This is a genomic window from Curtobacterium sp. MCBD17_013, from assembly GCF_003234565.1.
Lineage (GTDB): Bacteria > Actinomycetota > Actinomycetes > Actinomycetales > Microbacteriaceae > Curtobacterium.
Window position 1 is genome coordinate 38883 of sequence record NZ_QKTU01000003.1, and the last position, 21724, is coordinate 60606.

The following is a 21724-nucleotide window of genomic DNA, read 5'->3' on the forward strand; positions in this document are numbered from 1 at the left end:
CATCGACCGGGAGGAGGCCCGATGCGTTCGATCGACTACAGCGACGCCCACGTGCTGACGGGGGACGCCATCGCCGATGCCGTCGTGGACTACGCGGCCGAGCTGGCGCACCAGGCCACGGCCGAGCCCGTGCGGATCCCGGCCCGAGCCGCCGACGGGTCGGTGGTGCACGTGTCGCTCCTCGTCGGGCCGGCGAGCGAGATCGTGCTCTCGGACGTCCCGGACGCGGACGGCGAGGAACTCGTCGACGACGAGACGGTGACGGAGATCCGCCGGCGGATCATGCTCCTGCGCGAGCCGCAGCCCATCACGACACGACTCGAGGACATCGTCGCCCCGGGCGACGAGGAGGTCTGAGCGATGGGACATCTGACGTACGGCGCGATGCGCCTCGGGATGGAGATCGAGGACCGCACGCTCGCGCACCTGCAGGTCGTGATCGTGAACCGGCTGCGACGCGGGGACAGCTTCGCGTTCTCGTGGAAGGACGACGTCCGCGTCGGCGACGGCCGCACCACGATCTGGTTGCACCCGTACTGCGAGCTGCACTTCAAGTTCATCGGGGGCCGACCTCCGCGCCTCAACCGGGCGTGGATCGCGGCACTCGACGACGCGGCGGGCAGCGGGACGGGCCTGTACCTGCTCGCGGAACCCCCGGAGGGCGAGGCGCAGACGCGGCGGCCCGAGCTGTCGACCGGAGCGGTGTGAACCGGGGGACGCCCGCGGTGCGGATCCGCTCAGACTGCGCCCGCTCGACCGCCCCGGCCCCGGCAGGGTCAGGGGCGCGCGGTACCATCAGGGCGTGAACGACATGACCTCGGACCTCGCGCAGTACTCGGTCGTCCTCGTGTACTCGGCGATGGCCGTGTACCTCATCGCGTTCATCTCGTTCATCCTCGACGTCGCCAAGCGGTCCGGGGACGTGCAGCTCGAGCGCTCGGCGCGGCAGGAACAGCGGGCCGAGGCGCGGACGGTCGCGACGGTCCAGGGCGGCACGGTCGTGCTCGAGCGGGTCGAGGCGCCGGTCGACCGGCCCCGGTCGGGCAGCCGCTTCGAGCGCGTCGGCATGGCGATGATGGTGCTCGGGCTCGTGATCCACGTCGGGTCGATCGTGCTCCGCGGTGTCGCCGCGCACCGCGTGCCGTGGGCGAACATGTTCGAGTTCTCGCTCACCGGCACCGGGATCATCGTCGCGATCTTCCTCGCCGTGCAGTTCTGGCAGAACCTGAAGTTCCTCGGCGTGTTCGTCAGCGGACTCGTCCTGATCCTGCTCGGCATCGCGACCGTCAACTTCTACGTCGACGTCGTGCCCCTCCCGCCGGCGCTGCAGTCGTACTGGCTCGTCCTCCACGTGTTCGTGGCGATCTGCGGCACGGGCTTCTTCGCCCTCGGCGCCGGGCTCGCGGTGTCACAGCTCGTGCAGACCTACCGGCAGGGCCACGGCGGCGACGTCAAGCAGCTCCGCTTCATGGAGACCCTCCCCGACGCCGACCGGCTCGAGGTCATGACCTACCGCGTGCTGCTCGTCGGGTTCGTGCTCTGGACCTTCACCCTCATCGCGGGCGCGATCTGGGCCGAGCGTGCCTGGGGCCGCTACTGGGGGTGGGACACCAAGGAGGTCTGGACCTTCATCATCTGGGTGATCTACGCCGGGTACATCCACGCGCGCGCGACCCGTGGATGGCGGGGTGCGCGGTCGTCCTGGCTGGCCCTCATCGGGTTCGCGGCCGTGATGTTCAACTTCTCGGTCGTCAACCTGTTCTTCAAGGGGCTGCACAGCTACTCCGGACTGTGAGGCAGCGCGGGCGCCTGCCCGTCCCGTCACGCGGTGAGGACTGCGTGCGTCCGACGCAGCCGCTCGATCCACCAGGAGCGGCGGTCGGGCGCGGCTGCGTGGCGCTCCAGCAGGTCCGGCGCGACGTCGACGCGACGGACCGCGATCCTCCCGTCCTGCGGCAGGATCGGCCGGGCCGTGACGTCGCCCCGGAACATCGCGGCGGTGCCGAGTCCCGAGGCGAACCCGTCAGCCGCCACCGCTGCGGCGAGGTGCGCGCCCATGCTGATCCCGACGGACGTGTCGAGCGCGCTCGAGACGACGCACGGCAGCCCGGCCTCGGCGACGACGCGCCCTGCCGCGGTGATCCCTCCGAGGGGCTGCGCCTTGACGACGAGGACGTCCGCGGCACCCGCGCGCGCGACGGCGAGCGGGTCCTCTGCCTTGCGCACGCTCTCGTCGGCCGCGATCGCGACGCCGAGCCCCTGGAGACGCCGTCGCAGCGCCGCGAGTTCCGGCACGGTCGCGCACGGCTGCTCGGCGTACTGCAGGCCGAACGGCGCGAGGGCCTCGAGCGCCCGCGCGGCGTCGTCGACCGACCACAGTCCGTTCGCGTCGACGCGCACGGCGGCGTCGTCGCCCATCACGGCCCGGACCGCACGGACCCGGGCGACGTCGTCGGCGAGGCCGGTGCCCGGCTCCGCGACCTTGACCTTGGCCGTCCGGCACCCGGGGTAGCGGGCGAGCACGTCGGGGACCGCGTCCGCGGGCACGGCGGGCACGGTCGCGTTGACGGGCACGGTGTCGGCGTCCGCCCGATGCGGTCGCCAGCCGAAGTCGACGGCGGCGCGGAGCCATGCGGCCGCCTCGGCGTCGTCGTACTCGACGAACGGCGAGAACTCGGTCCAGCCCTCGGGGCCACGCAGCAGCATGGCCTCGCGCACCGTGATCCCGCGGAACCGGACACGCATGGGCAGCGCCACGACGTGCGCGGCGGCCAGGAGCTCGTCGATCGACGGGATCGGAGCGGTGGGTGGGGGAGTCACGGTCGTCACCCCCCGATCCTCCCAGGCGCGCTCAGGTGCCGCGCCGTGTGCTCGGAGGCGACCGCCAGTTCCGGCCGTTAGCATCCTCAGGTCGAGCGGCCGCCGGGTCGCGCGAACCAGGGACGGGAACGACCAGGAACGGTCGGAGATGACGCGGGGAGAGCCGGTGACGCCGAAGTCGCAGCAGCGCACCGGAGGCCGTCGACCCGCCTCGTCCACGCGTCGTGTCGCTCCCGACGGCGGCCGTGGGGTGCGGGCCGTCGACCGGTCCGACGAGTTCGCGCAGCTGCTGCGGACGAACACGGTCGACGTCGACCGACCGTCCAGTCGTGCCCGCCGGAGCCCGGTCGTCGGCAAGGTCGGGCTGGCCCTGGCCGTGGCGAGTGTGGCGGTGGACGCGAGTGCGTTCGCCGTCTTCATGGGCGGCGAGGTCGACTTCGCGGGCGGGATCTGCTTCGTGGTGGTGTTCCTCACCGTGATCGCCGCGGTGCTCGGGTTCGTCGCCGCGGTGGGCGGTCTCGGCCGCTGGTACGGCGTCGTGGCGGTGTTCATCGCGTTCGCCGCGAACCCCGTCGTCATCGTGGTCGTCCTCGTCGTGGCGGCGCCCGAGGTGCTCACGCAGTTCGGCAGCTGACCGAGGCCGAGGCTGAAGCCGGTCGGGGCCGCCGGATAGGCTCGGAGCATGGCTGCACCCGTCTCCGACACCTTCGATCCCGACGTCTGGGACGCGGCGCCGATCGCCGCGTCGTTCACGGACATCACGTACCACAAGCACGTGTCGGGCGGGATCGTCCGCATCGCCTTCGACCGTCCCGAGGTCCGGAACGCGTTCCGACCGCGCACCGTCGACGAGCTGTACCGCGCGCTCGACGACGCCCGGCAGGACCCCCGCGTCGGCTGCGTGCTCCTGACCGGCAACGGACCGAGCCCGAAGGACGGGGGCTGGGCGTTCTGTTCGGGCGGCGATCAGCGCATCCGCGGCCACAGCGGCTACGAGTACGTCGGCGACGAGGGCGCCCCGCCCGAGGGCGTGGACCCGGCGGCGGCACAGGCGTCGATGGGCCGCCTGCACATCCTCGAGGTCCAGCGCCTCATCCGGATGATGCCGAAGGTCGTCATCGCGGTCGTGTCCGGTTGGGCGGCCGGCGGCGGGCACTCCCTGCACGCGGTGTGCGACCTGACCATCGCGAGCGCGGAGCACGGCCGGTTCAAGCAGACGGACGCCGACGTCGGCTCGTTCGACGGCGGGTACGGCAGCGCCTACTACGCCCGGCAGATCGGCCAGAAGGCCGCGCGCGAGGTCTTCTTCCTCGCCCGGGAGTACAGCGCCCAGCGTGCCTACGAGATGGGCGCGGTGAACCTCGTGGTCCCGCACGCGGACCTCGAGCGGACCGCGATCGAGTGGGGCGAGACCATCCTCGGCAAGTCACCCACCGCGATCCGGATGCTCAAGTACGCGTTCAACGCGGTCGACGACGGCCTGGTCGGGCAGCAGGTGTTCGCCGGCGAGGCCACGCGGCTCGCGTACGCCTCGGACGAGGCCGTGGAGGGGCGTGACGCGTTCCTCGAGAAGCGCACGCCGGAGTGGACCGCGTACCCGTGGCACTACTGATGCATCGGTGGGGCGTGACGGCGGTGAGCCGACGCCGATGACGCGGCCGCTCCTCCCGGTCCCCACCGACGACCCGTTCGACGTGCTGCGGGCGCTCGAGTCCGCGCTGTCCGGCGGGCCGGCGATCCTGCCGCGGACGCCGTCACCCCGGTCTGCGTCGGTGCCGTCGTCGGACCCGACGTCCTCCACGCCGCCCGCCGTCGTGCCGCGTCGGGTCGCCCTCGTGGTCGAGACGAGCGGATCGACCGGCGCCGCGAAGCGGGTCGCGCTGTCGTCCGAGGCGCTGTTGGCCGGCGCGGCGGCGGCGGACGCGGCGCTCGGCGGTCCGGGCGGTTGGGTGCTGGCGCTGCCGACGCACTACATCGCCGGTCTCAACGTCCTCAGCCGCTCCGTCGCCGCGGGCACCAGCCCCGTCGTCGTGCCGCCCGGGCATTTCGACCCGACGGCGTTCGCCGACGCGGTCGACCGCCTGCACGCCGACCGCCGGTACACGTCGCTCGTCCCGGCGCAGCTGGCACGCGTGTTCGACGATGCCCGTGCGACCGCCGCGCTGGCCGGGCTCGACGCGGTGCTCGTCGGGGGACAGGCGACCCCGATCGCGCTGCGCGACCGCGCGCGTGCCGCCGGTGCCCGGATCGTCACCACCTACGGCGCGAGCGAGACGAGCGGCGGCTGCGTGTACGACGGTGTCCCGCTCGGCCCGGTCCGCACGCGGCTCGTCGACGGCGGCCTCGAACTGTCCGGTCCGATGCTCGCCGAGGGGTACCTGGACGACCCGGAGCGCACGGCGGCCGCGTTCGTCGAGGGCGACGGGGTCCGCTGGTACCGCACCCAGGACGCCGCCGAGATCGCGGCCGACGGCACGGTGCGTGTGGTCGGCCGCCTCGACGACGTCGTCATCTCCGGCGGCGAGAAGGTCGCGCTCGGCGCGGTCGAACGGGTCGTCCGGGAGGCCCCGGGCCAGTCCGGCGCGGTCGTCACCCGCCGCGCCTCCGACCGCTGGGGCGAGGTGCCCGTCGTCGTGACCGACGTCGCGGTGGACGTCGCGGTGCTCCGGGAGCGCGTCGGCGCCGTGCTCGGTCGTGCCGCCCGGCCGGCCGCCGTCGTGGTGGTCGACGCCGTGCCCATGCTCCCGACGGGCAAGCCGGACCGACGCGCGGTGCAGCGGCTCGCCGCCGACGCCGCTCCCAGCGGCTCGATGGACACCTGACGATACGATCGGTGGCCGTGGCACAACGAGGCAAGGGACCCCGACCGACGTCGAAGCGCCGATCCGGACGGCCCGGTGGCCGACCGGTCGGGCGCCCCCAGAAGGCGACCGCACGCGACTGGATCGGCGGCGCCCGGCTCCGCACCCTCACGCTCGGCGTCGTCCCGGTCGTGCTCGGGACCGCCGTCGCGTACGTCGACGGTGGGTACGACCTCGGCATCGCGCTGCTGTGCCTCGCGGTCGCCCTGTTCCTGCAGATCGGGGTGAACTACAGCAACGACTACTCCGACGGCGTCCGCGGCACCGACCGCTACCGCGTCGGCCCGGCGCGGCTCACGGGCTCCGGCAGAGCGCGTCCGCGGACGGTGCTCACCGTCGCGCTGACGTTCTTCGGGCTCGCGGCGGTCGCGGGTGTCGTGATCGTCGTGCTCACCGGGCTCTGGTGGCTCCTGGCGGTCGGCGCCGCGGCGATCCTGGCCGCGTGGTTCTACACGGGCGGCAAGCGGCCGTACGGGTACAACGCGCTCGGCGAGGTCTTCGTGTTCGTGTTCTTCGGCCTCGTCGCCGTGCTCGGGACCGAGTTCGTCCAGATCCACCACGTGACCCTGAACGCCTGGGCCGCGGCGGTCGCCGCCGGGCTGTTCGCATGCGCCGTGCTCATGGTCAACAACATCCGGGACATCGACGAGGACCGTCTGGCGGGCAAGCGCACCCTGGCGGTCGTGCTCGGCAGCCGCGCCGCGCGGACCCTGTACGTCCTGTTCCTCGTCCTGCCGTACGTCGTGCTCGTGTGGTTCGTCGTGCTGTACTTCCGCACGGGCTACACGTACTTCACGCTGCTCCTGGCGCTGCCGGCCGCGATCATCGGCGCGACGTCGAGCCGCCCGCGAGAGCTCATCACGGCGCTGCAGCTGTCGTCGTTCTCGGCGCTCGCGTACGGCATCGTGCTCGGCATCGCGCTCGCGCTCGCGCCCTAGGGCAGACAGCGATCGCGACGTCGCTGCCAGGGCGGCTGCCTCCGCCAGGAGGTCTGCGGCATCGGGGGCCGGGCTCCAGCGGGATCAGGCCCCGGCGGGATCAGGCGTCGGCGGGATCAGGCGTCGGCGGGATCAGGCACCAGCGGGATCAGGCGTCGGCGTGGGGCGACGCGGGACGCTCGACGACGCCCGGCTCAGCGCTCCGGGCCGGGTCGACCGACGGAGCAGCGGAGTCCTCGGCGTCGACGAAGTCGTCCTCGAAGTCGGTGTCCTCGTCGTGGTCGGGCCCGCGTCGCCGCTCGGCGAAGCTGGTCGCCACCTGCCACCGCAGCTTCGGCAGCGCGATGTACGAGATGAGCAGCCCGACGAGCGCGGCGCCGATCGTCGCCACGGGCCACGGCAGCCGGATGACGAGGAAGACCGCGAGCAGGACCGCGAAGATCCCGATCCTCGCCAGGGAGTACACCAGCCACGACTTCACCCGACGATTCTACGGTCGGGCGACGACGCGGGAGCTGAGCGTCCGGCGACCGGTGTGCACGTCCCGGCGCGTCCCAGCCGGAGCGACCTACACTCCGTCCATGGTGAAGTTCCTCATCGGCGCCGTCGTCGCCGCCGTTGCGTTCACCGTGTACGCCGTCATCGACTGTGCATGGGTGCCGCGCGATCGGGTCCGTGCCCTCAACAAGCCCCTGTGGATCGTCCTCGTCGTCGTCCTGCCGATCATCGGCGCCGTGCTCTGGTACCTGCTCGGGCGGGCCCCGGCACGGGCGGTGCCCCGGCAGCGGTACCGTGGGCCGGACGACGACCCGGACTTCCTCGGCGCCACCGCGCGCGCCGGGATGACCCGCAGCGAGAAAGAGCAGAGCGACGCAACCCTCCGGCACCTCGAACAACAGCTCGCCGACCTCGACGACGACCCCGGCGCCAGCGGCGGCCCCGGCGGCGACCGCCCCGACCGGTAGTCCCGGCAGCGATTCCCCGATCCGGCCCGCAGGGTCCGGGAGCCCGGCGACCGACTTCGCGGTGGCGTTCCTGCTCGAGCTGGCCCGCGCCGGCGTCACGGACGTCGTCGTGAGCCCGGGGTCGCGGTCGCAGGCCCTCGCCCTGGCCGCGGCCGCCGTCGAGCGCGCCGGTGCCCTCCGGGTCCACGTCCGGCTCGACGAGCGGACCGCCGCGTTCTTCGCGCTCGGACTCGCGGTCGAGACGCAACGGCCGGCCGCGGTCGTCACGACGTCCGGGACGGCCGTGGCGAACCTCCACCCGGCCGTGCTCGAGGCCCACCACTCGGGCGTCCCGATGATCGTGGTGAGCGCCGACCGACCCGACGAGCTCCGTGGCATCGGCAGCAACCAGACCACGCACCAGCCGGGGGTCTTCGGCGCCGCCACGCGGTTCGTCCGGGACGTCGAGGCGCCGACCACCCACGGAGTGGACGACTCCACCCGGGCCACGCTCCGGGCACTCGTCCGCCAGGGCGTCGCGGCGGCGGCCGGCCACGACGGGCCTCCCGGGCCGGTGCAGGTGAACCTCGCCTTCCGCGAGCCGCTCTCGGCCGCGGTCGGGGCCGTGACGGCCCCCGAGCCGCACGAGGTCGACGCCGACTTCGCCACCCGTCGCACCGGACCCGCACCCGAGCGCGACCGCGACCTGGTCGTCGACGCCGACCCCGCCACGGTGGTGGTCGCGGGCCACGACGCCGGTGCGGACGCCGAGCGCATCGCGTGGGAGCTCGGCGCGCCCCTCCTGGCCGAGGTCTCGAGCGGCGCCCACTTCGGTCGCAACCTCGTCGTGGCCTACCGTCAGCTGCTCCGTGACCCCGCCTTCGGCGGTCGCGTCCGCCGCGTGGTGGTCCTCGGGCACCCGACGCTCAGTCGTGAGGTCCCGGCGCTCCTCCAGCGCGCGGACGTCGAGGTCGTCGTGGTGCGGGGCGCAGCGGCCGAGGCGTACGACCCCGGCAGCGCCGCCCGTCCTCCGCACCCGGCCGTCGTCGTCCCGGGCATCCGCGTCGACGGGCGCCCGGGGCCGGAGCACCGCGCATGGGTGGGCACCTGGGTGGGTGCGAGCCGTGCCCTCCTCGGCGACGGGGACACCGCCCCCGATCTCGACGCCAAGCGGTCCGCCGACCGTGCGGAACGGGCGCAGTTCTTCCGCGACGAGCTCGCGGTGCGGCGGCGTCCCGTGGACCGGGCGATGCTCGTCGACGCGGTCTGGGGTGCCACCTGGCCGCACGACCGCCTCGTGTTCGGTGCGTCGCTGCTCATCCGGGTGGCGGACGGCCGCGTCCCGGGCAAGAAGGTGCGGGTGCACGCGAACCGCGGACTGGCGGGCATCGACGGCACGATCTCGACCGCGCTCGGCATCGCCGCCGGAGTCGAGGCCTCGGGCGCGACGGGGGGCACGACCCGCGTCCTCGTCGGCGACCTGACGTTCCTGCACGACCTCGGCGGGCTGGTGACGGGCGTCGAGGAGCGGCGCCAGCGCCTCCAGATCGTGGTCGGCAACGACGGCGGGGGTGCGATCTTCGGCGGGCTCGAGGTCGCCGCGACGACCGACCCGGCGGACATGCGCCGGATGATGGCGACACCGCAGGTGGTCGAGATCGAGCCCGTCGTCCGTGGCCTCGGGTGGGAGTACCGTCGCGCCGCCACCTGGGCCGAGCTCGAGCAGGTCCTCACGGATCCGGCCGACCGACTCGTCATCGAGGTGCCGCTCCAGGACTGATCGCCTCCTGGGCCGGCCGGGAGGTCCGGCTCAGGCGAGCGCGTCGGTGACGGGCCGGAGCTTCAAGGCCGTCTCCGCGACCTCGCGGTCCGGTACCGACGCGGCGACGATCCCGGCACCGGCCCACGCGGTCACGGTGCCGTCGTCGTCGATCTGCGCGCTCCGCAGCGCGAGCATCCACTCGCCGTCGCCGGAGGCACCCATCCATCCCACGGGTCCGGCGTACCGGCCGCGGTCGGTGCCCTCCAGTCGGGCGATGAGGTCGAGCGCAGCCGCTCGCGGCGTCCCGGCCACCGCCGCGGTGGGGTGGAGGACGTCGGCGACGTCGAGGGCGGTCGTGCCCTCGGGCAGCGTGGCCGACACGTCGCTGGCGAGGTGCCAGAGGTTCGGGAGCTGCAGGCGGAACGGTGCGGGATCGGCCCGCACGTCCGTGGCGACCGTGCCGAGCGCCTCGACGAGGCTCGCCCGCGCGAAGGCGTGTTCCTCGAGGTCCTTCGGGTCGGCGGCCAGGGACTCCGCGGCGAGGCGGTCCGATTCGGCGTCCGCACCGCGCGCGGCACTGCCCGCGAGCACCCGCGCGGTGAGCGTCCGCCCGTCGGTACGGGCGAGTGTCTCCGGCGTCGCGCCGACGAGGCCGTCGACCGCGAACGTCACGCAGTCTGGGTACGCCGCGGCGAGGTCGACGAGGACCCCCCGGCGGTCGGCGTCGGCCGGGAGGCGCGCCACGCGGTCACGGGCGAGCACCACCTTCTCGACCCCGCCGGCACGGATCACCCGGACGGCCTCGGCGACCGCGGCCGCGTAGGCGTCCTCGTCGATGCGACCGGGACCGAACGCGGCCGAGAGGTGGGCGGGCGCCGGGGTGGGCAGGGTGATCGACGCGGTCGCGGTGGTCGGGACGACGTCCGCCACGACCGCGGGGAACGCGTCGCCGTCGAGGGGCTCGGGGTCGATCGTCGTCATCCACGCCCGCCCGTGACGGCGACCGATGACGATCCGCGGCACGACGAGCACGCTCGGGGCGGCGGACTCGTCTGCGAAGGCGAAGGCCCCGAACGCGACGAGTCCGGTCCCGCGGACCCGGAGGCCGTCGTCGACGGTGGCGCGCTCCACGAGGCGGCGCCAGGTGGCGGAGGCGTCGCGCATCCGGGCCGGGCCGGTGAACACGAACCGCACGGCCTCGCCGATGCCGACGATGCCGTCACCGCGCCGGACGAAGGCGAGGGGACGGTCGGGGAGCGTCGCGGCCAGCACGTCCCCGGGGTCGTCCAGCATGCGGGTCGCGACGGTCAGACGGGGGGTCTCGACGGCGGTCAGGGGCACCCCACGATGGTACGCGTCCGGCCTCCGCGGGCCCGCCGTCGTACGGCTGCCGTCCGGCGTCGACCAACTAGGATGGCTCCTCGTGAGCAGGGCGGACATGGAGAAGCGGCCGGACGAGGTGGCGGCGATGTTCGACGACGTCGCGGCACGGTACGACCTGACGAACGACATCCTCTCGGCGGGCAACGCTGCGCTCTGGCGCGTGGCGACGACCCGCGCGGTGGACCCCCGGCCCGGCGAACGTGTGCTCGACCTCGCCGCCGGCACCGGGACGAGCTCGGTCGCGTTCGCCAAGCGCGGTGCCGAGGTCACGGCGCTCGACCTGTCCGCGGGCATGATCGAGGTCGGCCGACAGCGTCACCCCGAGATCACCTTCGTCCACGGAGACGCCGAGCAACTTCCCTTCGAGGACGATTCGTTCGACGCCGTCAGCATCTCCTTCGGGCTCCGCAACGTCAACGAGCCGTCCGTGGCGCTCGCCGAGATGTACCGGGTGCTCAAGCCCGGGGGCCGCGTCGTCATCTGCGAGTTCTCGACCCCGCCGCTCGCCGTCCTGCGCCTGTCGTACACGGCCTACCTCAAGCGGGTCCTGCCGGGCATCGCGCGGCTGTCGAGCAGCAACCCGGCGGCGTACCGGTACCTCGCCGAGTCGATCTCCGCGTGGCCCGACCAGCAGGTGCTGAGCCAGTGGCTGCGCGGTGTGGGGTTCACGATGGTGGCGTACCGGAACCTCACCGCCGGTATCGTGGCACTCCACCGCGGTCGCAAGCCGGTCGCGGGTGCCGTGCGCGAGTCCGCCGCACGCCGGGCGAAGGCACGGCGTGCCCACCAGCCGACGGGGGAGCAGCCCCGCGTCGGGACGGAGCCGGACGCGCCCGCGGCGGAACGACCGGGAGCGTGACCGCCGGGGCCAGCCCCGCGGCCGAGCCCACCGATCCGGTCCACGACGAACGGTCCGCGTCGGACCCAGTCCCCAGTACGGAGCAGCAGTGAACCCGAGTGTCCCCGTCGCCCGACGCGCGCCCAGCCTGCGTGCGTCGCTCGGCGTCGGCGAGCGGATGTTCGCGACCCCCGCGGAGCGCCGGTTCGTCGGCCGGATCGACGACGGGCTCGAACTCGTCGAACAACAGCTCGACGAGGCCATGCGGTCGGCCGACACCCTCGCCGACACGACGAGCCGCTACCTGCTGTCGGCTGGCGGCAAGCGCATCCGCCCCACCCTGACCCTGCTCATCGCGCAGCTCGGCGAGGGCGTGACCGACGCCGTGGTCCGTGCCGCCGTGAGCGTCGAGATGACCCACCTCGCCTCGCTGTACCACGACGACGTCATGGACGAGGCGCCGGTCCGCCGGGGTGTGCCGAGCGCCCACGTGACCTACGGCAACAACGTCGCGATCCTGACGGGTGACCTGCTCTTCGCCCGCGCGAGCCTCATCACGGCCGAGCTCGGCGTCGAGGGCATCCGCATGCAGGCCGAGACCTTCGCCCGCCTGTGCCTCGGGCAGCTCCACGAGACGACCGGCCCCGGCCCGGACGACGACCCGGTCGCGCACTACATCCAGGTGCTGAGCGACAAGACGGGGTCCCTCATCGCCACCGCTGCCCGCGCCGGGATCATGTTCTCCGGAGCCGACCGGACGTACCTGCCGGCCGTCGCGGAGTTCGGCGAGAAGGTCGGAGTCGCCTTCCAGCTCGTCGACGACGTCATCGACCTCGCCCCCGCCGGTGACCGCACGGGCAAGATCACGGGCAACGACCTCCGCGCCGGTGTCGTCACGCTGCCGCTCCTGCACCTGCGGCGCGCCGCGGCGACGGACGCCGCGGCGGCGGACCTCGTCCGGCGCATCGAACGCGACGTCACCGGTGCCCCGGACGACGCGGTGACGAGCGCGCCGTACCTGTCGGCGGTCACGGACCTCCGCGAGCACGAGGCCACCGCGGCCACCCGCGCCGTCGCGCACCGCTGGGCGGACGAGGCCGTCGCGGCCATCGCACCGTTGCCGTCCGGGCCGGTCAAGCGCGCCCTCACCCGCTTCGCGGAGTCGGTCGTCGACCGCACCCGCTGACCCGCGACGCTCGTCGCACGCCGAACAAGAACTGGAGCACACGGTGACCACTCTCCGACTCGCGATCGTCGGTGCAGGCCCCGCCGGCATCTACGCCGCCGACATCCTCAAGCGCGAGGCACGCGGGTTCGACGTCTCGATCGACCTGTTCGAGCAGCTCCCCGCGCCGTACGGCCTCGTCCGGTACGGCGTCGCACCGGACCATCCCCGGATCAAGGGCATCATCAACGCACTCCGCGACGTCCTCGACGGCGGTGCCGTCCGCGTGTTCGGCAACGTCCGGTTCGGCCAGGACATCACCCTCGACGACCTCAAGCGGCACTACAACGCGGTCGTGTTCTCCACCGGGGCGATCAAGGACGCCGACCTCGACGTGCCGGGCGTCGACCTCGAGGGCTCGTTCGGCGCCGCGGACTTCGTGAGCTGGTTCGACGGCCACCCCGACGTCCCGCGCACCTGGCCGCTGGAGGCCGAGAGCGTCGCGGTCATCGGCAACGGCAACGTGGCGCTCGACGTCGCGCGGATCCTCGCCAAGCACGCGGACGACCTGCTCCCGACGGAGATCCCGGACAACGTGTACGAGGGCCTCAAGGCGTCGCCCGTCACCGACGTGCACGTCTTCGGGCGCCGCGGCCCCGCGCAGGTCAAGTTCACGCCGCTCGAGCTCCGCGAGCTCGGCGAGGTGCCGGACGTCGACATGGTCGTGTACGACGAGGACTTCGACTACGACGAGGCGTCCAAGGCCGCCGTGGCGACGAACAAGCAGGTCATGGTGATCGACCGCGTCCTGCAGCAGTGGCGCAAGCGCGAGCCCGGCACGGCGTCACGCCGGCTGCACCTGCACTTCCACGCGCGGCCGGTCGAGATCGTCGGTGCCGACGGCAAGGTGACCGCCTTGCGGTACGAGCGCACCCGGCCCGACGGTCAGGGCGGCGTCGAGGGCACCGGCGAGTTCCGCGAGGTCCCGGTGCAGGCCGTGTACCGCGCGGTGGGCTACTTCGGGTCGCCGGTGCCCGGTGTCCCGTTCGACGAGCGCCACGGCGTCATCCCGAACCACGAGGGTCAGGTGCTCGACGACGACAACCAGCAGATGCCGGGTGTCTACGCGACGGGGTGGATCAAGCGCGGACCGGTCGGACTGATCGGGCACACGAAGTCCGACGCGATGGAGACCGTCCAGCACCTCGTCACCGACCAGGCGAGCTGGTGGAGTCCGGAGGATCCGTCGGAGGAGGCCGTCCCGGCCCTGCTCCGCGAGCGCGGCGTCGAGTACACGGACCTCGACGGCTGGCACGCCCTCGACGCGCACGAGATCGCGCTCGGCGAACCGGCGGGGCGTGCGCGCGTCAAGGTGGTCCCGCGCGAGGACATGGTGGACGTCTCGCTCCGCCGGGGCGCCACACAGCGGGTCTGACCGACCCGTGGCGCCGTCCGGCGGCCGCCTCGTGGGGGTCGACCTCGCGCGGGCACTCGCGCTCGCCGGCATGGTCGTGGCGCACGTCGGCGCCGTGCCCCAGACCGTGGCGTGGTCGGATCCGTCCACCTGGTCCGCCGTCGTGAACGGGCGCTCCTCCGCACTCTTCGCGCTGCTCGCGGGAGTGTCGGTCGCGCTCGTCACGGGTCGGACTCGCCCGTTCGCTCCGACCGCGATGGCCGCCGCCCGGATCCGGCTGGTGGTCCGGGCGGTCCTCCTGGTCGCGCTCGGGGTGCTGCTCGTGGCACTCGGCACGTCCGTGGCCGTGATCCTGCCGACGTACGGGGCGCTGTTCCTGCTGGTCGTCCCGGTACTGCGGTGTCCCCGGTCGGTCCTGCTGTCGTTCGCCGCGGGGGCGGTCGCGTTGTCGGTCCCGGTCGCGCTCGCGACCGCCGCGCTGTTCGCCCACGCGGACGCCGCGACGGCGCAGTTCGGCCGGACGTACCCGGTCCTCACCTTCCTCGAGTTCCTGCTCGTCGGACTCGCGGTGGGGCGGAGCGACCTCCCCGCTCGCCGGACGCAGGTGCTGCTCGTCGTCACGGGGACGGCGCTCGCCGTCGCCGCGTACACGGTCGGTGCGGTCGTCGCGCCGGTCGACCCCGCGGTGGCCGTCGTCACCGGGGTGCCATCGGCCGGCGGCGCGACGGGACCGTCAGCGGTCGTGCAGGAGTGGCTGTCGCCGCGGGCCCACTCGTCGTCGGTCGTCGACGTCCTCGGCTCGACCGGGGTGGCGGTCGCGGCCCTCGGCGCGTGTCTGCTCCTGACCGAACGCCGAGCCCGGCTGGCGCGGATCGTGTGGCCCGCGGTGGCGGTCGGCAGCATGCCGTTGTCCGTCTACGCGCTGCACATCGTCGCGATCGCCGTGCTCGCGCACACCCTCGGGCCGACCGAGGGTCCCGCCGTGGCGGCCTCGTTCCTGCTCGGCGCCGTGCTCGTCGCCGTGCTCTGGCGGCACCGGTTCCGGCGCGGTCCGCTCGAGATGCTCCTCGCCGCGGCTACTGCAGGGCCGCGGTGAGCCGCGCGACGTTGTCGAGCACCTGCGAACGGGTGGGCCGCTCGAGCCACTCGTCGAGCGTGATCTCGAACGCGTCACGGCGGTAGGCGTCCTGGACCTCGCGGAGCGCGTCGACGAAGCGATGTCCTCGGACCATGACCGATATCTCGAGGTTGAGGCTGAACGACCGCATGTCCATGTTGCTCGATCCGATCACCGAGACGGCGTCGTCGATCGTGAAGTGCTTGGCGTGCAGGATCGTCGGCTTGTTGTACAGGTAGATCCGGACGCCGGCGCGCAGCAGCCCCTCGTAGTAGGAGCGCTGGGCGTGCCAGGTCAGGGCGTGGTCACCGATCTCGCCGACGAAGAGCTCGACCGCCACGCCGCGTTGCGCCGTCGTCGTGATCGCGTAGAGCATCGACTCGTCCGGCACGAAGTACGGGCTCGTGATCACGACGCGCTCCTGCGCCGCGTAGAGCAGCGCGTTGAAGAGGCGGAGGTTGTTCTCGCCGTCGTACCCGGGGCCCGAGGGGACCACCTGGCAGTCGAGGGCGTCCTGCCGGTCGGCGCGGTGGACCGGGTCGCTCTCGCGCACGAGGAGCTCGTCCGTCTCCGAGTACCAGTCGGTCACGAACAGCGCGTTGATCCCCGCGACCACGGGACCCTCGAACCGGACCATGAGGTCCTTCCAATGCAGACCCCGTCGGCGGTTGATCCCCGTGTCGTAGCTCGAGTCGATGAGGTTCTGCGAGCCCGTGAACCCGAGCCCGCCGTCGACGACGAGGAGCTTGCGGTGGTTCCGGAGGTCCGGACGCTGGTACTTCCCGCGCAGGGGCTGCACGGGGAGCATGAGATGCCATTGCGCCCCGATCTCGTCGAGGCGCGCGAGCGTCGCCCGGTACCCCGGGTAGCCGCGGCTCGCGATGTGGTCGAGCAGGAACCGGACCGTCACACCGCGCTGCACCGCTCGCCCGAGGGCGTCGAAGAACGGGGAGGTCGTCTCGTCGAGCGTCGCGATGTAGAACTCGACGTGCACGAAGCGCCGCGCGGTGTCGACCGCATGGGTCATCTCGGCGATCGACTCCTCGTAGTCCGGGTAGAGCTCCGCGGAGTTGCCGCCGACGAGCGGCATCGACCCGAGGTTGCGGTTCAGCTCACTGACGCCGTGCAGCCAGGACGGCCAGCTCGGTTCCCGCCGCACCCGGTCCATGCCCTCGGTCTGGTCGAGGATGTACTGGTTGATCTCGGCCTGCTTCTCGCGGCGTGCCTTCGGCAGCTTCGTCGAGCCGATGAGCAGGAAGACGATGAACCCGAGGTACGGGATCAGGAAGATCGCGAGCAGCCACCCCGTCGCCGTCTGTGGTTTGCGGTTGATCGGCACGTAGATGATCGAGAACGCGCGGATCGCGAGATCGAGCAGGACGAGCAGGACGATGACGGCGACGTCGAGCCAGTGCTCCACAGCGGGCCTCCGGTCTCGGCGGTCGGGGGATGCCGGCTAGCGGAAGTTGACGAACTGGAGCGGCACGTCGAAGTCGGTCCCCCGCAGCAGGGCCATCGTGGCCTGGAGGTCGTCCCGGCTCTTCGAGGAGACCCGGATCTCGTCGCCCTGGATCTGGCTCTTGACGCTCTTCGGGGCCTCACCGCGGATGAGCGCGCCGACCTTCTTGGCGACGTCCTGCTCGATGCCGTTCTTGAGCGCGGCCTCGATGCGGAACTCCTTGCCCGACGCGTACGGCTCGCCGGCGTCGAGGCTCTTCAGGCTGATGCCGCGCTTGATGAGCTTCGACTCGAAGACGTCGAGCACGGCCTTGGCGCGCTCCTCGGAGTTGGCCTTGATGAGGACGTCCTCGCCGCTCCACGCGATCGACGCGCCCACGCCCTTGAAGTCGTAGCGCTGCTCGATCTCCTTGGCGGCCTGGTTGAGGGCGTTCTCCGCCTCCATCTTGTCGACCTTGCTGACCACGTCGAAGGAGCTGTCTGCCATGCCCGACAGCCTAACGAATGCGGCACCACGCGGCGGGGCCCCGGATGGTCCCGAGCGGCACCGCCGACACGGTATGCTCGTACGGCGCCTCCGGTCGGTGATCAGACGGGTCGGGTGCGCACATGGCGAGTTACCCAAGCGGCCAAAGGGATCTGACTGTAAATCAGCCGGCGTAGCCTTCGGGGGTTCGAATCCCTCACTCGCCACCCACGCGACGAGGGTCCGTCCGCATCGGACGGACCCTTCGTCGTCCCGACGGGTCCGTCCGTCCCGGGCCCCGTCCGTCCCGAGGAGGCCCCCGTGCCCGGAGCCAGCGCCACCGTCAGCGTCCCGGAACTCGCCGACATCGCCGAGTCGATCGGGCGCGACGCCGCAGCCCTCGCGCAGCGACGGCGGACCGAGGGGGTCGAGGTCACCGACCGCAAGTCGAGCCTCGTCGACGTCGTGACCGCGGCCGACCGTGAGGTCGAGGCGATGATCCGACGGCGGATCGCCGAGGTGCGACCGGACGACGGGTTCCTCGGCGAGGAGACCGGCACGAGCGTGGGGTCGAGTGGGCTGACCTGGGTGGTCGATCCGATCGACGGAACCGTCAACTACCTGTACGGCAGCCCGTCGTACGGCGTCAGCATCGCGGTGGTCGAGGGCGAGCCGCACCCCGCGCGGTGGTCGGCGCTCGCCGGGGTCGTCGTGGCGCCGGCCACGGGCGACGTCCACCGGGCCGAACGCGGTCGCGGAGCGTGGCTGAACGGGCGCCCGCTGCACGTCGGCGCACCGGCGTCGCTCGCCGAGTCCCTCGTCGCGACCGGGTTCGGGTACACCGCCGAGCGCCGCCGCGACCAGGTCCGCGTGCTCGCGGGACTCATCACCGAGGTCCGGGACATCCGACGTGGGGGAGCGGCGTCACTCGACCTCTGCGCGGTGGCCACGGGGACCGTCGACGCCTACTACGAGCGGGGGATCAACCCGTGGGACATGGCGGCGGGCGCCCTCGTCGCGGCGGAGGCCGGCGCGACCGTCGAGAGCTGGGATTCGGGTGACGCCCGGGGGTACGTCGTCGCGGCGCCGGTGATCGCCGGCGCACTCGTGGAGCTCGTGCGGGGCCTCGAGGGCACGGACTGACGGCGCCATCCGCCTCGGACTGGCCGTCCCCAGGTCGGGGGTGCGCGACTGGCAGGCGCACCGTGGACGCTGGTACCGTGCCAGTTCCGTCACTGCTCGCCCCGCGAGCGCGTTCCGCCCCGTCCTGAGGATCTCGTCCACGCCGCCATGCCCTTCGACGCCAGTGCAACCGCCCCGTCCGTCACCGGTCCCGAAGCTCCGGTCGCACCGACCACCCGGCGTCAGCGCATCGACGCAGAACGCCGGGAGGCCCGGAGCGGTGGACGCAGGTCGGCTCGCGTCCGATCCGCGTCGCGTCCAGCGGCTTCCGCTCCGCACACGGAGGCCGCCGACGGTCCCGCGGTCACGCCGGTCCACCGGCCGCTCGTCGTCCCGCCCGTCCGCGGTGCGGGTGTCCCGCTCGCCGCGGCCACGTCGGCCCGTGTGCGGGGGAGCAGGACGGGCTCGGTCCCGGTCGTGGCGCAGCGTCGCGCGGCCGTGGCGGCTCCCCGGCGTGCCGGGCGGGGCCGCGGGGCCGGGGTCGCCACGGACGGCGCGCTGCGGCGCGCGGCCGAGCGGGTCACCGGTGCGGTGGCGCTGCTCTTCGTGGCAGGACTCGTCGTGTCGACCTCCCTGCCGGCGCAGGCGTCCTGGTCCCCGATGCCCCTCCCGGGACACGCGGCCGCCGGCACGACCGCGCAGTCCCTGACCGTCGGCGACGGCGCCTCGGATGCCGAGACCGGTCGGGACGGCTACACGGTCTCCCAACCCGCGGCCGCGTCCGCGAACACGAGCGACACGTTCACGAACGACCCGAACGGGACCATCCAGTGGCCGTTCACGACCGGCGTGCCGATCACGAGCGGATTCGGCGCCCGCAACGTCGAGGGCTGCTCGTTCTGTTCCACGTTCCACGAGGGCGCGGACTTCGCGCCGGGCGCGGGCACGCCGATCCGGGTGATCGCCGCGGGCACCGTGACCAAGGTGCAGGCGGACGACGGCGGGTACGGCAACGACGTGTGGGTCGAGCACGACGTCGACGGCAAGCGGTTCGTGACCGTCTACGGTCACATGGAGGACGACTCGTTCGAGGTGGTCGAGGGGCAGCACGTCGCGGTCGGGGACGAACTCGGCCTGGTCGGGAGCACGGGCAACTCCACCGGTCCGCACCTGCACCTCGAGGTCCACGTCGACGGCGTCGCGGTGGACCCGATCGCCTGGCTCCGGGCGAACGCGGACTGACGCTCGGCACGCCCGGGGAGCGTGACCGGTGCACGCACGGCGCGCCGGCTCTGCTATCCTCGTACGGTGCCGCGCGCCGGGTTCCCGTCCGCGGCCACGCCCCGATAGCTCAGTGGTAGAGCACTTCCATGGTAAGGAAGGGGTCGTCAGTTCAATCCTGACTCGGGGCTCCGACCCGCAGCGCTCCCCGCGCCGCGGTGTCCGCGGCGGGGTAGCTCAGTTGGTTAGAGCACACGGCTCATAATCGTGGTGTCGCGGGTTCAAGTCCCGCCCTCGCTACCGTTCTCCGGCTCGGTCGACGCCGCTGGCGTCGGTCCGGCCGGTCCTGGCCGCGGCCGCTCCGTCCCCCGCAGTCGCGGTGCGACCGACAGGCAGGATGGATCATGGCCCTCATCCACGCGCGTTTCGACACGAGCGATCCGGACGAGGCCTTGGCGGCGCTCCGCACGGTCTACCCGACGGTGCGGGTGCAGGACGTGCCCGCCGGAGGTGGCTTCCGGTTCACCCAACACGTCGACGGAGACCAGGACGTCACCTTCGCCCGGATCCGCTTCGGATCGGTCATGGACCTCGCCAGCGACCTGACGGACGGCTTCAGCATCGTCCACACGCTCGAGGGCCGCTACGACAACGTCGACACGGGACCCACCGCCGGCCCGTCCCTGTGGCACGGCGCCGTCCGCAGCCACTCGGAGGACTCGCGGCTCCTCGTCGTGAACGTCACCACGGCCGCGGTCGAGCGGCTCGCCGCGGAGCACCTCGGCGCCGAGACGGCGGTCGTCCGGTTCCACGGCACGGCGCCCGTGTCGGCGGCGGCGGCGGCGCTCTGGTCCAGCGTGGTCGACTTCGCCGCGAGCGGAGTCATGGACGATGGCGAGGACGAGTTGTCGGGCGGCTTCGACCTGGTCCGGCAGCAGGCGTTCCGCGCGCTCATCGGTGCCGCGCTCCACGCGTTCCCGATCGAGGTCGTGGCGGGCACGGTCCGCGGGACGGGTTCGCTCCCGTCGTCCGTGCGGCGCGCCGTCCGGTTCATCGAGGACGACCCCGGCCGTCCGATGAGCGTGGCCGACATCGCCGCGGAGGCCCGGATGTCGGTGCGCGGACTCCAGCTCGCGTTCCGCCGGCACCTCGACACGACGCCGCTCGACCATCTCCGGCGGGCTCGGCTCGCCGCCGCTCACGAGGAACTGGAGGCAGCGGATCCGGGGACCGGCGCGACCGTCACCGAGATCGCGGGGCGCTGGGGGTTCGGCAACGCCGGCCGGTTCAGTCGTGCCTACCGCGAGGAGTACGGCCGGTCGCCGGGCGAGACCCTGCGGCACTGACGAGGCGTGGTGCGGGCACCGCGGTCGCGAACGTGCTGGTTCAGCGGTGCAACGTCGTCATCGGCGACTCGCCGAAGCGCTCGCGGTAGCGCTGCGAGAACCGCCCGGCGTGCATGAGGCCCCACCGCGTCGCGATCGCCGCCACCGAGTCGCCGCGGGACGGATCCGCGGCCACGAGGTCGGCGTGCGCGCTCCGGAGGCGGTAGGACCGCAGGTACTCGAGCGGGGTCGACCCGAGCGCGCGGCGGAAGGCGCTCTGGAGTCCGCGGACGCTCATGTGCGCGGCCGCGGCGACGTCCGTGATCGTGATCGGTGCGCCTGCGTGCTCCTCCATGAACGCCACCGCGCGCCGGACCGCCAAGGGGGCCTCGGTCAGCCCGGCGTCGACCGGCGCGAGCTCGAAGGCCGCGATGGTGGCCGCCGCCAGGGACTCCTCGGCCGTCGTCCGGACGATGCTGCCGGCCTCCACGCCGGGCAGCGCTGCCGCGGCACGGGCGTGTGCTGCGGCACTGGCCCAGTAGCGAGCCAGGGCGGTGCCGACGGGGCGCGCGGGCTGATGGGGGAGCCGGAGTCGTTCGTTGCCCGTGGTCGTCCGTGCGACGCGGTGCAGGACGGCGAGTTGGATCGAGACCGCCTCGAGCACGTCGAGCGTCGCGGGGAGATCGTGCTCGCCGGGCGGGAGGAGCAGGAGGTGGTGATCGCTCCCGTGGTCCTCGGGGCTGACCACGTGGCGGAGACGGAGCACGCGCACGTGATCGGACCCCACGTGGTCCGTGCTCGCCTGCCGGCCGGTGGGGACACCGTCCTCTTCCGTCGACCGGGGCTGCCCCGACACTTGCGTCACTCGCCCTCGCTTTCCTGCCCCGGAA

The 21724-nt window shown here is 73.0% G+C and carries 22 protein-coding genes and 3 tRNA genes; 19 read left to right on the forward strand and 6 right to left on the reverse strand.

Annotation, left to right across the window (positions count from 1 at the left end; translation table 11 throughout):
- Nucleotides 1–21 precede the first annotated feature (21 nt).
- From DEI81_RS04925 to ccsB, 3 genes are all read left to right on the forward strand, one after another.
- The gene (locus tag DEI81_RS04925; RefSeq protein WP_111009418.1) at nucleotides 22–357 is read left to right on the forward strand and encodes a hypothetical protein; all 336 of its coding nucleotides are present in this window, start codon (nucleotides 22–24) and stop codon (nucleotides 355–357) included.
- A 3-nt stretch (nucleotides 358–360) separates the two neighbouring features.
- Nucleotides 361–708, forward strand: a complete 348-nt coding sequence (locus DEI81_RS04930) for an ATP-dependent DNA ligase (RefSeq protein WP_111009419.1) — start codon at nucleotides 361–363, stop codon at nucleotides 706–708.
- A 103-nt stretch (nucleotides 709–811) separates the two neighbouring features.
- Nucleotides 812–1795 (forward strand): c-type cytochrome biogenesis protein CcsB, encoded by a 984-nt coding sequence (ccsB, locus tag DEI81_RS04935; RefSeq protein WP_111009420.1) that lies wholly within the window; start codon nucleotides 812–814, stop codon nucleotides 1793–1795.
- A 26-nt stretch (nucleotides 1796–1821) separates the two neighbouring features.
- On the opposite strand, the gene DEI81_RS04940 is transcribed toward ccsB, so the two are convergent.
- Nucleotides 1822–2829 (reverse strand): o-succinylbenzoate synthase, encoded by a 1008-nt coding sequence (locus DEI81_RS04940; RefSeq protein WP_258368507.1) that lies wholly within the window; start codon nucleotides 2827–2829, stop codon nucleotides 1822–1824.
- A gap of 139 nt (nucleotides 2830–2968) precedes the next feature.
- Here DEI81_RS04940 and DEI81_RS04945 point away from each other — a divergent pair, with 139 nt between their 5' ends.
- From DEI81_RS04945 to DEI81_RS04960, 4 genes are read left to right on the forward strand one after another with little or no spacing between them, the layout of a single operon-like run.
- On the forward strand, nucleotides 2969–3454 hold the full coding sequence (locus DEI81_RS04945; protein WP_146244018.1) for a hypothetical protein: 486 nt from the start codon (nucleotides 2969–2971) through the stop codon (nucleotides 3452–3454).
- A 48-nt stretch (nucleotides 3455–3502) separates the two neighbouring features.
- Nucleotides 3503–4432, forward strand: coding sequence for a 1,4-dihydroxy-2-naphthoyl-CoA synthase (locus DEI81_RS04950; RefSeq protein WP_111009422.1), 930 nt, complete (start codon nucleotides 3503–3505; stop codon nucleotides 4430–4432).
- A 37-nt stretch (nucleotides 4433–4469) separates the two neighbouring features.
- The gene (locus DEI81_RS04955; RefSeq protein ID WP_111009612.1) at nucleotides 4470–5642 is read left to right on the forward strand and encodes an AMP-binding protein; all 1173 of its coding nucleotides are present in this window, start codon (nucleotides 4470–4472) and stop codon (nucleotides 5640–5642) included.
- Between the two features lie 17 nt (nucleotides 5643–5659).
- Entirely contained in the window at nucleotides 5660–6619 is a 960-nt protein-coding gene (locus DEI81_RS04960; RefSeq protein ID WP_181435327.1) for a 1,4-dihydroxy-2-naphthoate polyprenyltransferase, read from the forward strand.
- A gap of 148 nt (nucleotides 6620–6767) precedes the next feature.
- Here the strand turns inward: DEI81_RS04960 and DEI81_RS04965 are convergent, their stop codons facing one another.
- Nucleotides 6768–7100, reverse strand: a complete 333-nt coding sequence (locus DEI81_RS04965; RefSeq protein ID WP_111009423.1) for a DUF4229 domain-containing protein — start codon at nucleotides 7098–7100, stop codon at nucleotides 6768–6770.
- 100 nt (nucleotides 7101–7200) lie between these two features.
- On the opposite strand from DEI81_RS04965, the gene DEI81_RS04970 reads away from it, so the two are divergent.
- Complete coding sequence (locus DEI81_RS04970; RefSeq protein WP_111009424.1) at nucleotides 7201–7584, forward strand: PLD nuclease N-terminal domain-containing protein; 384 nt, start codon at nucleotides 7201–7203, stop codon at nucleotides 7582–7584.
- A gap of 61 nt (nucleotides 7585–7645) precedes the next feature.
- Nucleotides 7646–9343 (forward strand): 2-succinyl-5-enolpyruvyl-6-hydroxy-3-cyclohexene-1-carboxylic-acid synthase, encoded by a 1698-nt coding sequence (gene menD, locus DEI81_RS04975; protein ID WP_258368508.1) that lies wholly within the window; start codon nucleotides 7646–7648, stop codon nucleotides 9341–9343.
- 30 nt (nucleotides 9344–9373) lie between these two features.
- On the opposite strand, the gene DEI81_RS04980 is transcribed toward menD, so the two are convergent.
- On the reverse strand, nucleotides 9374–10660 hold the full coding sequence (locus tag DEI81_RS04980) for an isochorismate synthase MenF (protein ID WP_375334762.1): 1287 nt from the start codon (nucleotides 10658–10660) through the stop codon (nucleotides 9374–9376).
- An 88-nt stretch (nucleotides 10661–10748) separates the two neighbouring features.
- On the opposite strand from DEI81_RS04980, the gene DEI81_RS04985 reads away from it, so the two are divergent.
- The 4 genes from DEI81_RS04985 (at nucleotide 10749) to DEI81_RS05000 (ending at nucleotide 15221) form a co-directional block, all read left to right on the forward strand.
- Nucleotides 10749–11567, forward strand: a complete 819-nt coding sequence (locus tag DEI81_RS04985; RefSeq protein ID WP_111009427.1) for a demethylmenaquinone methyltransferase — start codon at nucleotides 10749–10751, stop codon at nucleotides 11565–11567.
- An 88-nt stretch (nucleotides 11568–11655) separates the two neighbouring features.
- Nucleotides 11656–12732: a polyprenyl synthetase family protein gene (locus tag DEI81_RS04990; protein ID WP_111009428.1), complete on the forward strand. Its 1077-nt coding sequence runs from the start codon at nucleotides 11656–11658 to the stop codon at nucleotides 12730–12732.
- Nucleotides 12733–12775: 43 nt separating this feature from the next.
- Complete coding sequence (locus DEI81_RS04995; protein ID WP_111009429.1) at nucleotides 12776–14146, forward strand: FAD-dependent oxidoreductase; 1371 nt, start codon at nucleotides 12776–12778, stop codon at nucleotides 14144–14146.
- Between the two features lie 7 nt (nucleotides 14147–14153).
- Nucleotides 14154–15221, forward strand: coding sequence for a DUF418 domain-containing protein (locus DEI81_RS05000; protein ID WP_111009430.1), 1068 nt, complete (start codon nucleotides 14154–14156; stop codon nucleotides 15219–15221).
- On the opposite strand, the gene cls is transcribed toward DEI81_RS05000, so the two are convergent.
- Together cls and DEI81_RS05010 are read right to left on the reverse strand one after the other, a co-directional pair.
- Entirely contained in the window at nucleotides 15202–16662 is a 1461-nt protein-coding gene (gene cls, locus DEI81_RS05005; RefSeq protein WP_111009431.1) for a cardiolipin synthase, read from the reverse strand. The genes DEI81_RS05000 and cls overlap by 20 nt on opposite strands.
- Before the next feature lie 36 nt (nucleotides 16663–16698).
- Nucleotides 16699–17187, reverse strand: coding sequence for a YajQ family cyclic di-GMP-binding protein (locus tag DEI81_RS05010; protein WP_111009432.1), 489 nt, complete (start codon nucleotides 17185–17187; stop codon nucleotides 16699–16701).
- A gap of 124 nt (nucleotides 17188–17311) precedes the next feature.
- On the opposite strand from DEI81_RS05010, the gene DEI81_RS05015 reads away from it, so the two are divergent.
- The 6 genes from DEI81_RS05015 (at nucleotide 17312) to DEI81_RS05040 (ending at nucleotide 20855) form a co-directional block, all read left to right on the forward strand.
- A tRNA-Tyr gene (locus DEI81_RS05015) sits at nucleotides 17312–17393 on the forward strand.
- Nucleotides 17394–17487: 94 nt separating this feature from the next.
- Nucleotides 17488–18309, forward strand: a complete 822-nt coding sequence (locus DEI81_RS05020; protein ID WP_111009433.1) for an inositol monophosphatase family protein — start codon at nucleotides 17488–17490, stop codon at nucleotides 18307–18309.
- A gap of 456 nt (nucleotides 18310–18765) precedes the next feature.
- Complete coding sequence (locus DEI81_RS05025; protein WP_181435328.1) at nucleotides 18766–19530, forward strand: M23 family metallopeptidase; 765 nt, start codon at nucleotides 18766–18768, stop codon at nucleotides 19528–19530.
- Nucleotides 19531–19628: 98 nt separating this feature from the next.
- Nucleotides 19629–19700 (forward strand) — tRNA-Thr (locus tag DEI81_RS05030).
- 35 nt (nucleotides 19701–19735) lie between these two features.
- Nucleotides 19736–19809: transfer RNA gene (locus tag DEI81_RS05035), tRNA-Met, on the forward strand.
- A gap of 104 nt (nucleotides 19810–19913) precedes the next feature.
- Nucleotides 19914–20855, forward strand: a complete 942-nt coding sequence (locus DEI81_RS05040; protein ID WP_111009435.1) for an AraC family transcriptional regulator — start codon at nucleotides 19914–19916, stop codon at nucleotides 20853–20855.
- Nucleotides 20856–20895: 40 nt separating this feature from the next.
- On the opposite strand, the gene DEI81_RS05045 is transcribed toward DEI81_RS05040, so the two are convergent.
- Nucleotides 20896–21699: a helix-turn-helix transcriptional regulator gene (locus DEI81_RS05045; RefSeq protein WP_146244019.1), complete on the reverse strand. Its 804-nt coding sequence runs from the start codon at nucleotides 21697–21699 to the stop codon at nucleotides 20896–20898.
- Nucleotides 21700–21724 lie beyond the last annotated feature (25 nt).

Excerpts from the sequence above, each read along its gene's own strand:
- DEI81_RS04925 (WP_111009418.1), top strand. The coding sequence starts at position 22 with ATGCGTTCGATCGACTACAGCGACGCCCACGTGCTGACGGGGGACGCC.
- DEI81_RS04930 (WP_111009419.1), top strand. The coding sequence starts at position 361 with ATGGGACATCTGACGTACGGCGCGATGCGCCTCGGGATGGAGATCGAG.
- ccsB (WP_111009420.1), top strand. The coding sequence starts at position 812 with ATGACCTCGGACCTCGCGCAGTACTCGGTCGTCCTCGTGTACTCGGCG.
- DEI81_RS04945 (WP_146244018.1), top strand. The coding sequence starts at position 2,969 with ATGACGCGGGGAGAGCCGGTGACGCCGAAGTCGCAGCAGCGCACCGGA.
- DEI81_RS04950 (WP_111009422.1), top strand. The coding sequence starts at position 3,503 with ATGGCTGCACCCGTCTCCGACACCTTCGATCCCGACGTCTGGGACGCG.
- DEI81_RS04955 (WP_111009612.1), top strand. The coding sequence starts at position 4,470 with ATGACGCGGCCGCTCCTCCCGGTCCCCACCGACGACCCGTTCGACGTG.
- DEI81_RS04970 (WP_111009424.1), top strand. The coding sequence starts at position 7,201 with ATGGTGAAGTTCCTCATCGGCGCCGTCGTCGCCGCCGTTGCGTTCACC.
- DEI81_RS05010 (WP_111009432.1), bottom strand. The coding sequence starts at position 17,187 with ATGGCAGACAGCTCCTTCGACGTGGTCAGCAAGGTCGACAAGATGGAG.
- DEI81_RS05040 (WP_111009435.1), top strand. The coding sequence starts at position 19,914 with ATGGCCCTCATCCACGCGCGTTTCGACACGAGCGATCCGGACGAGGCC.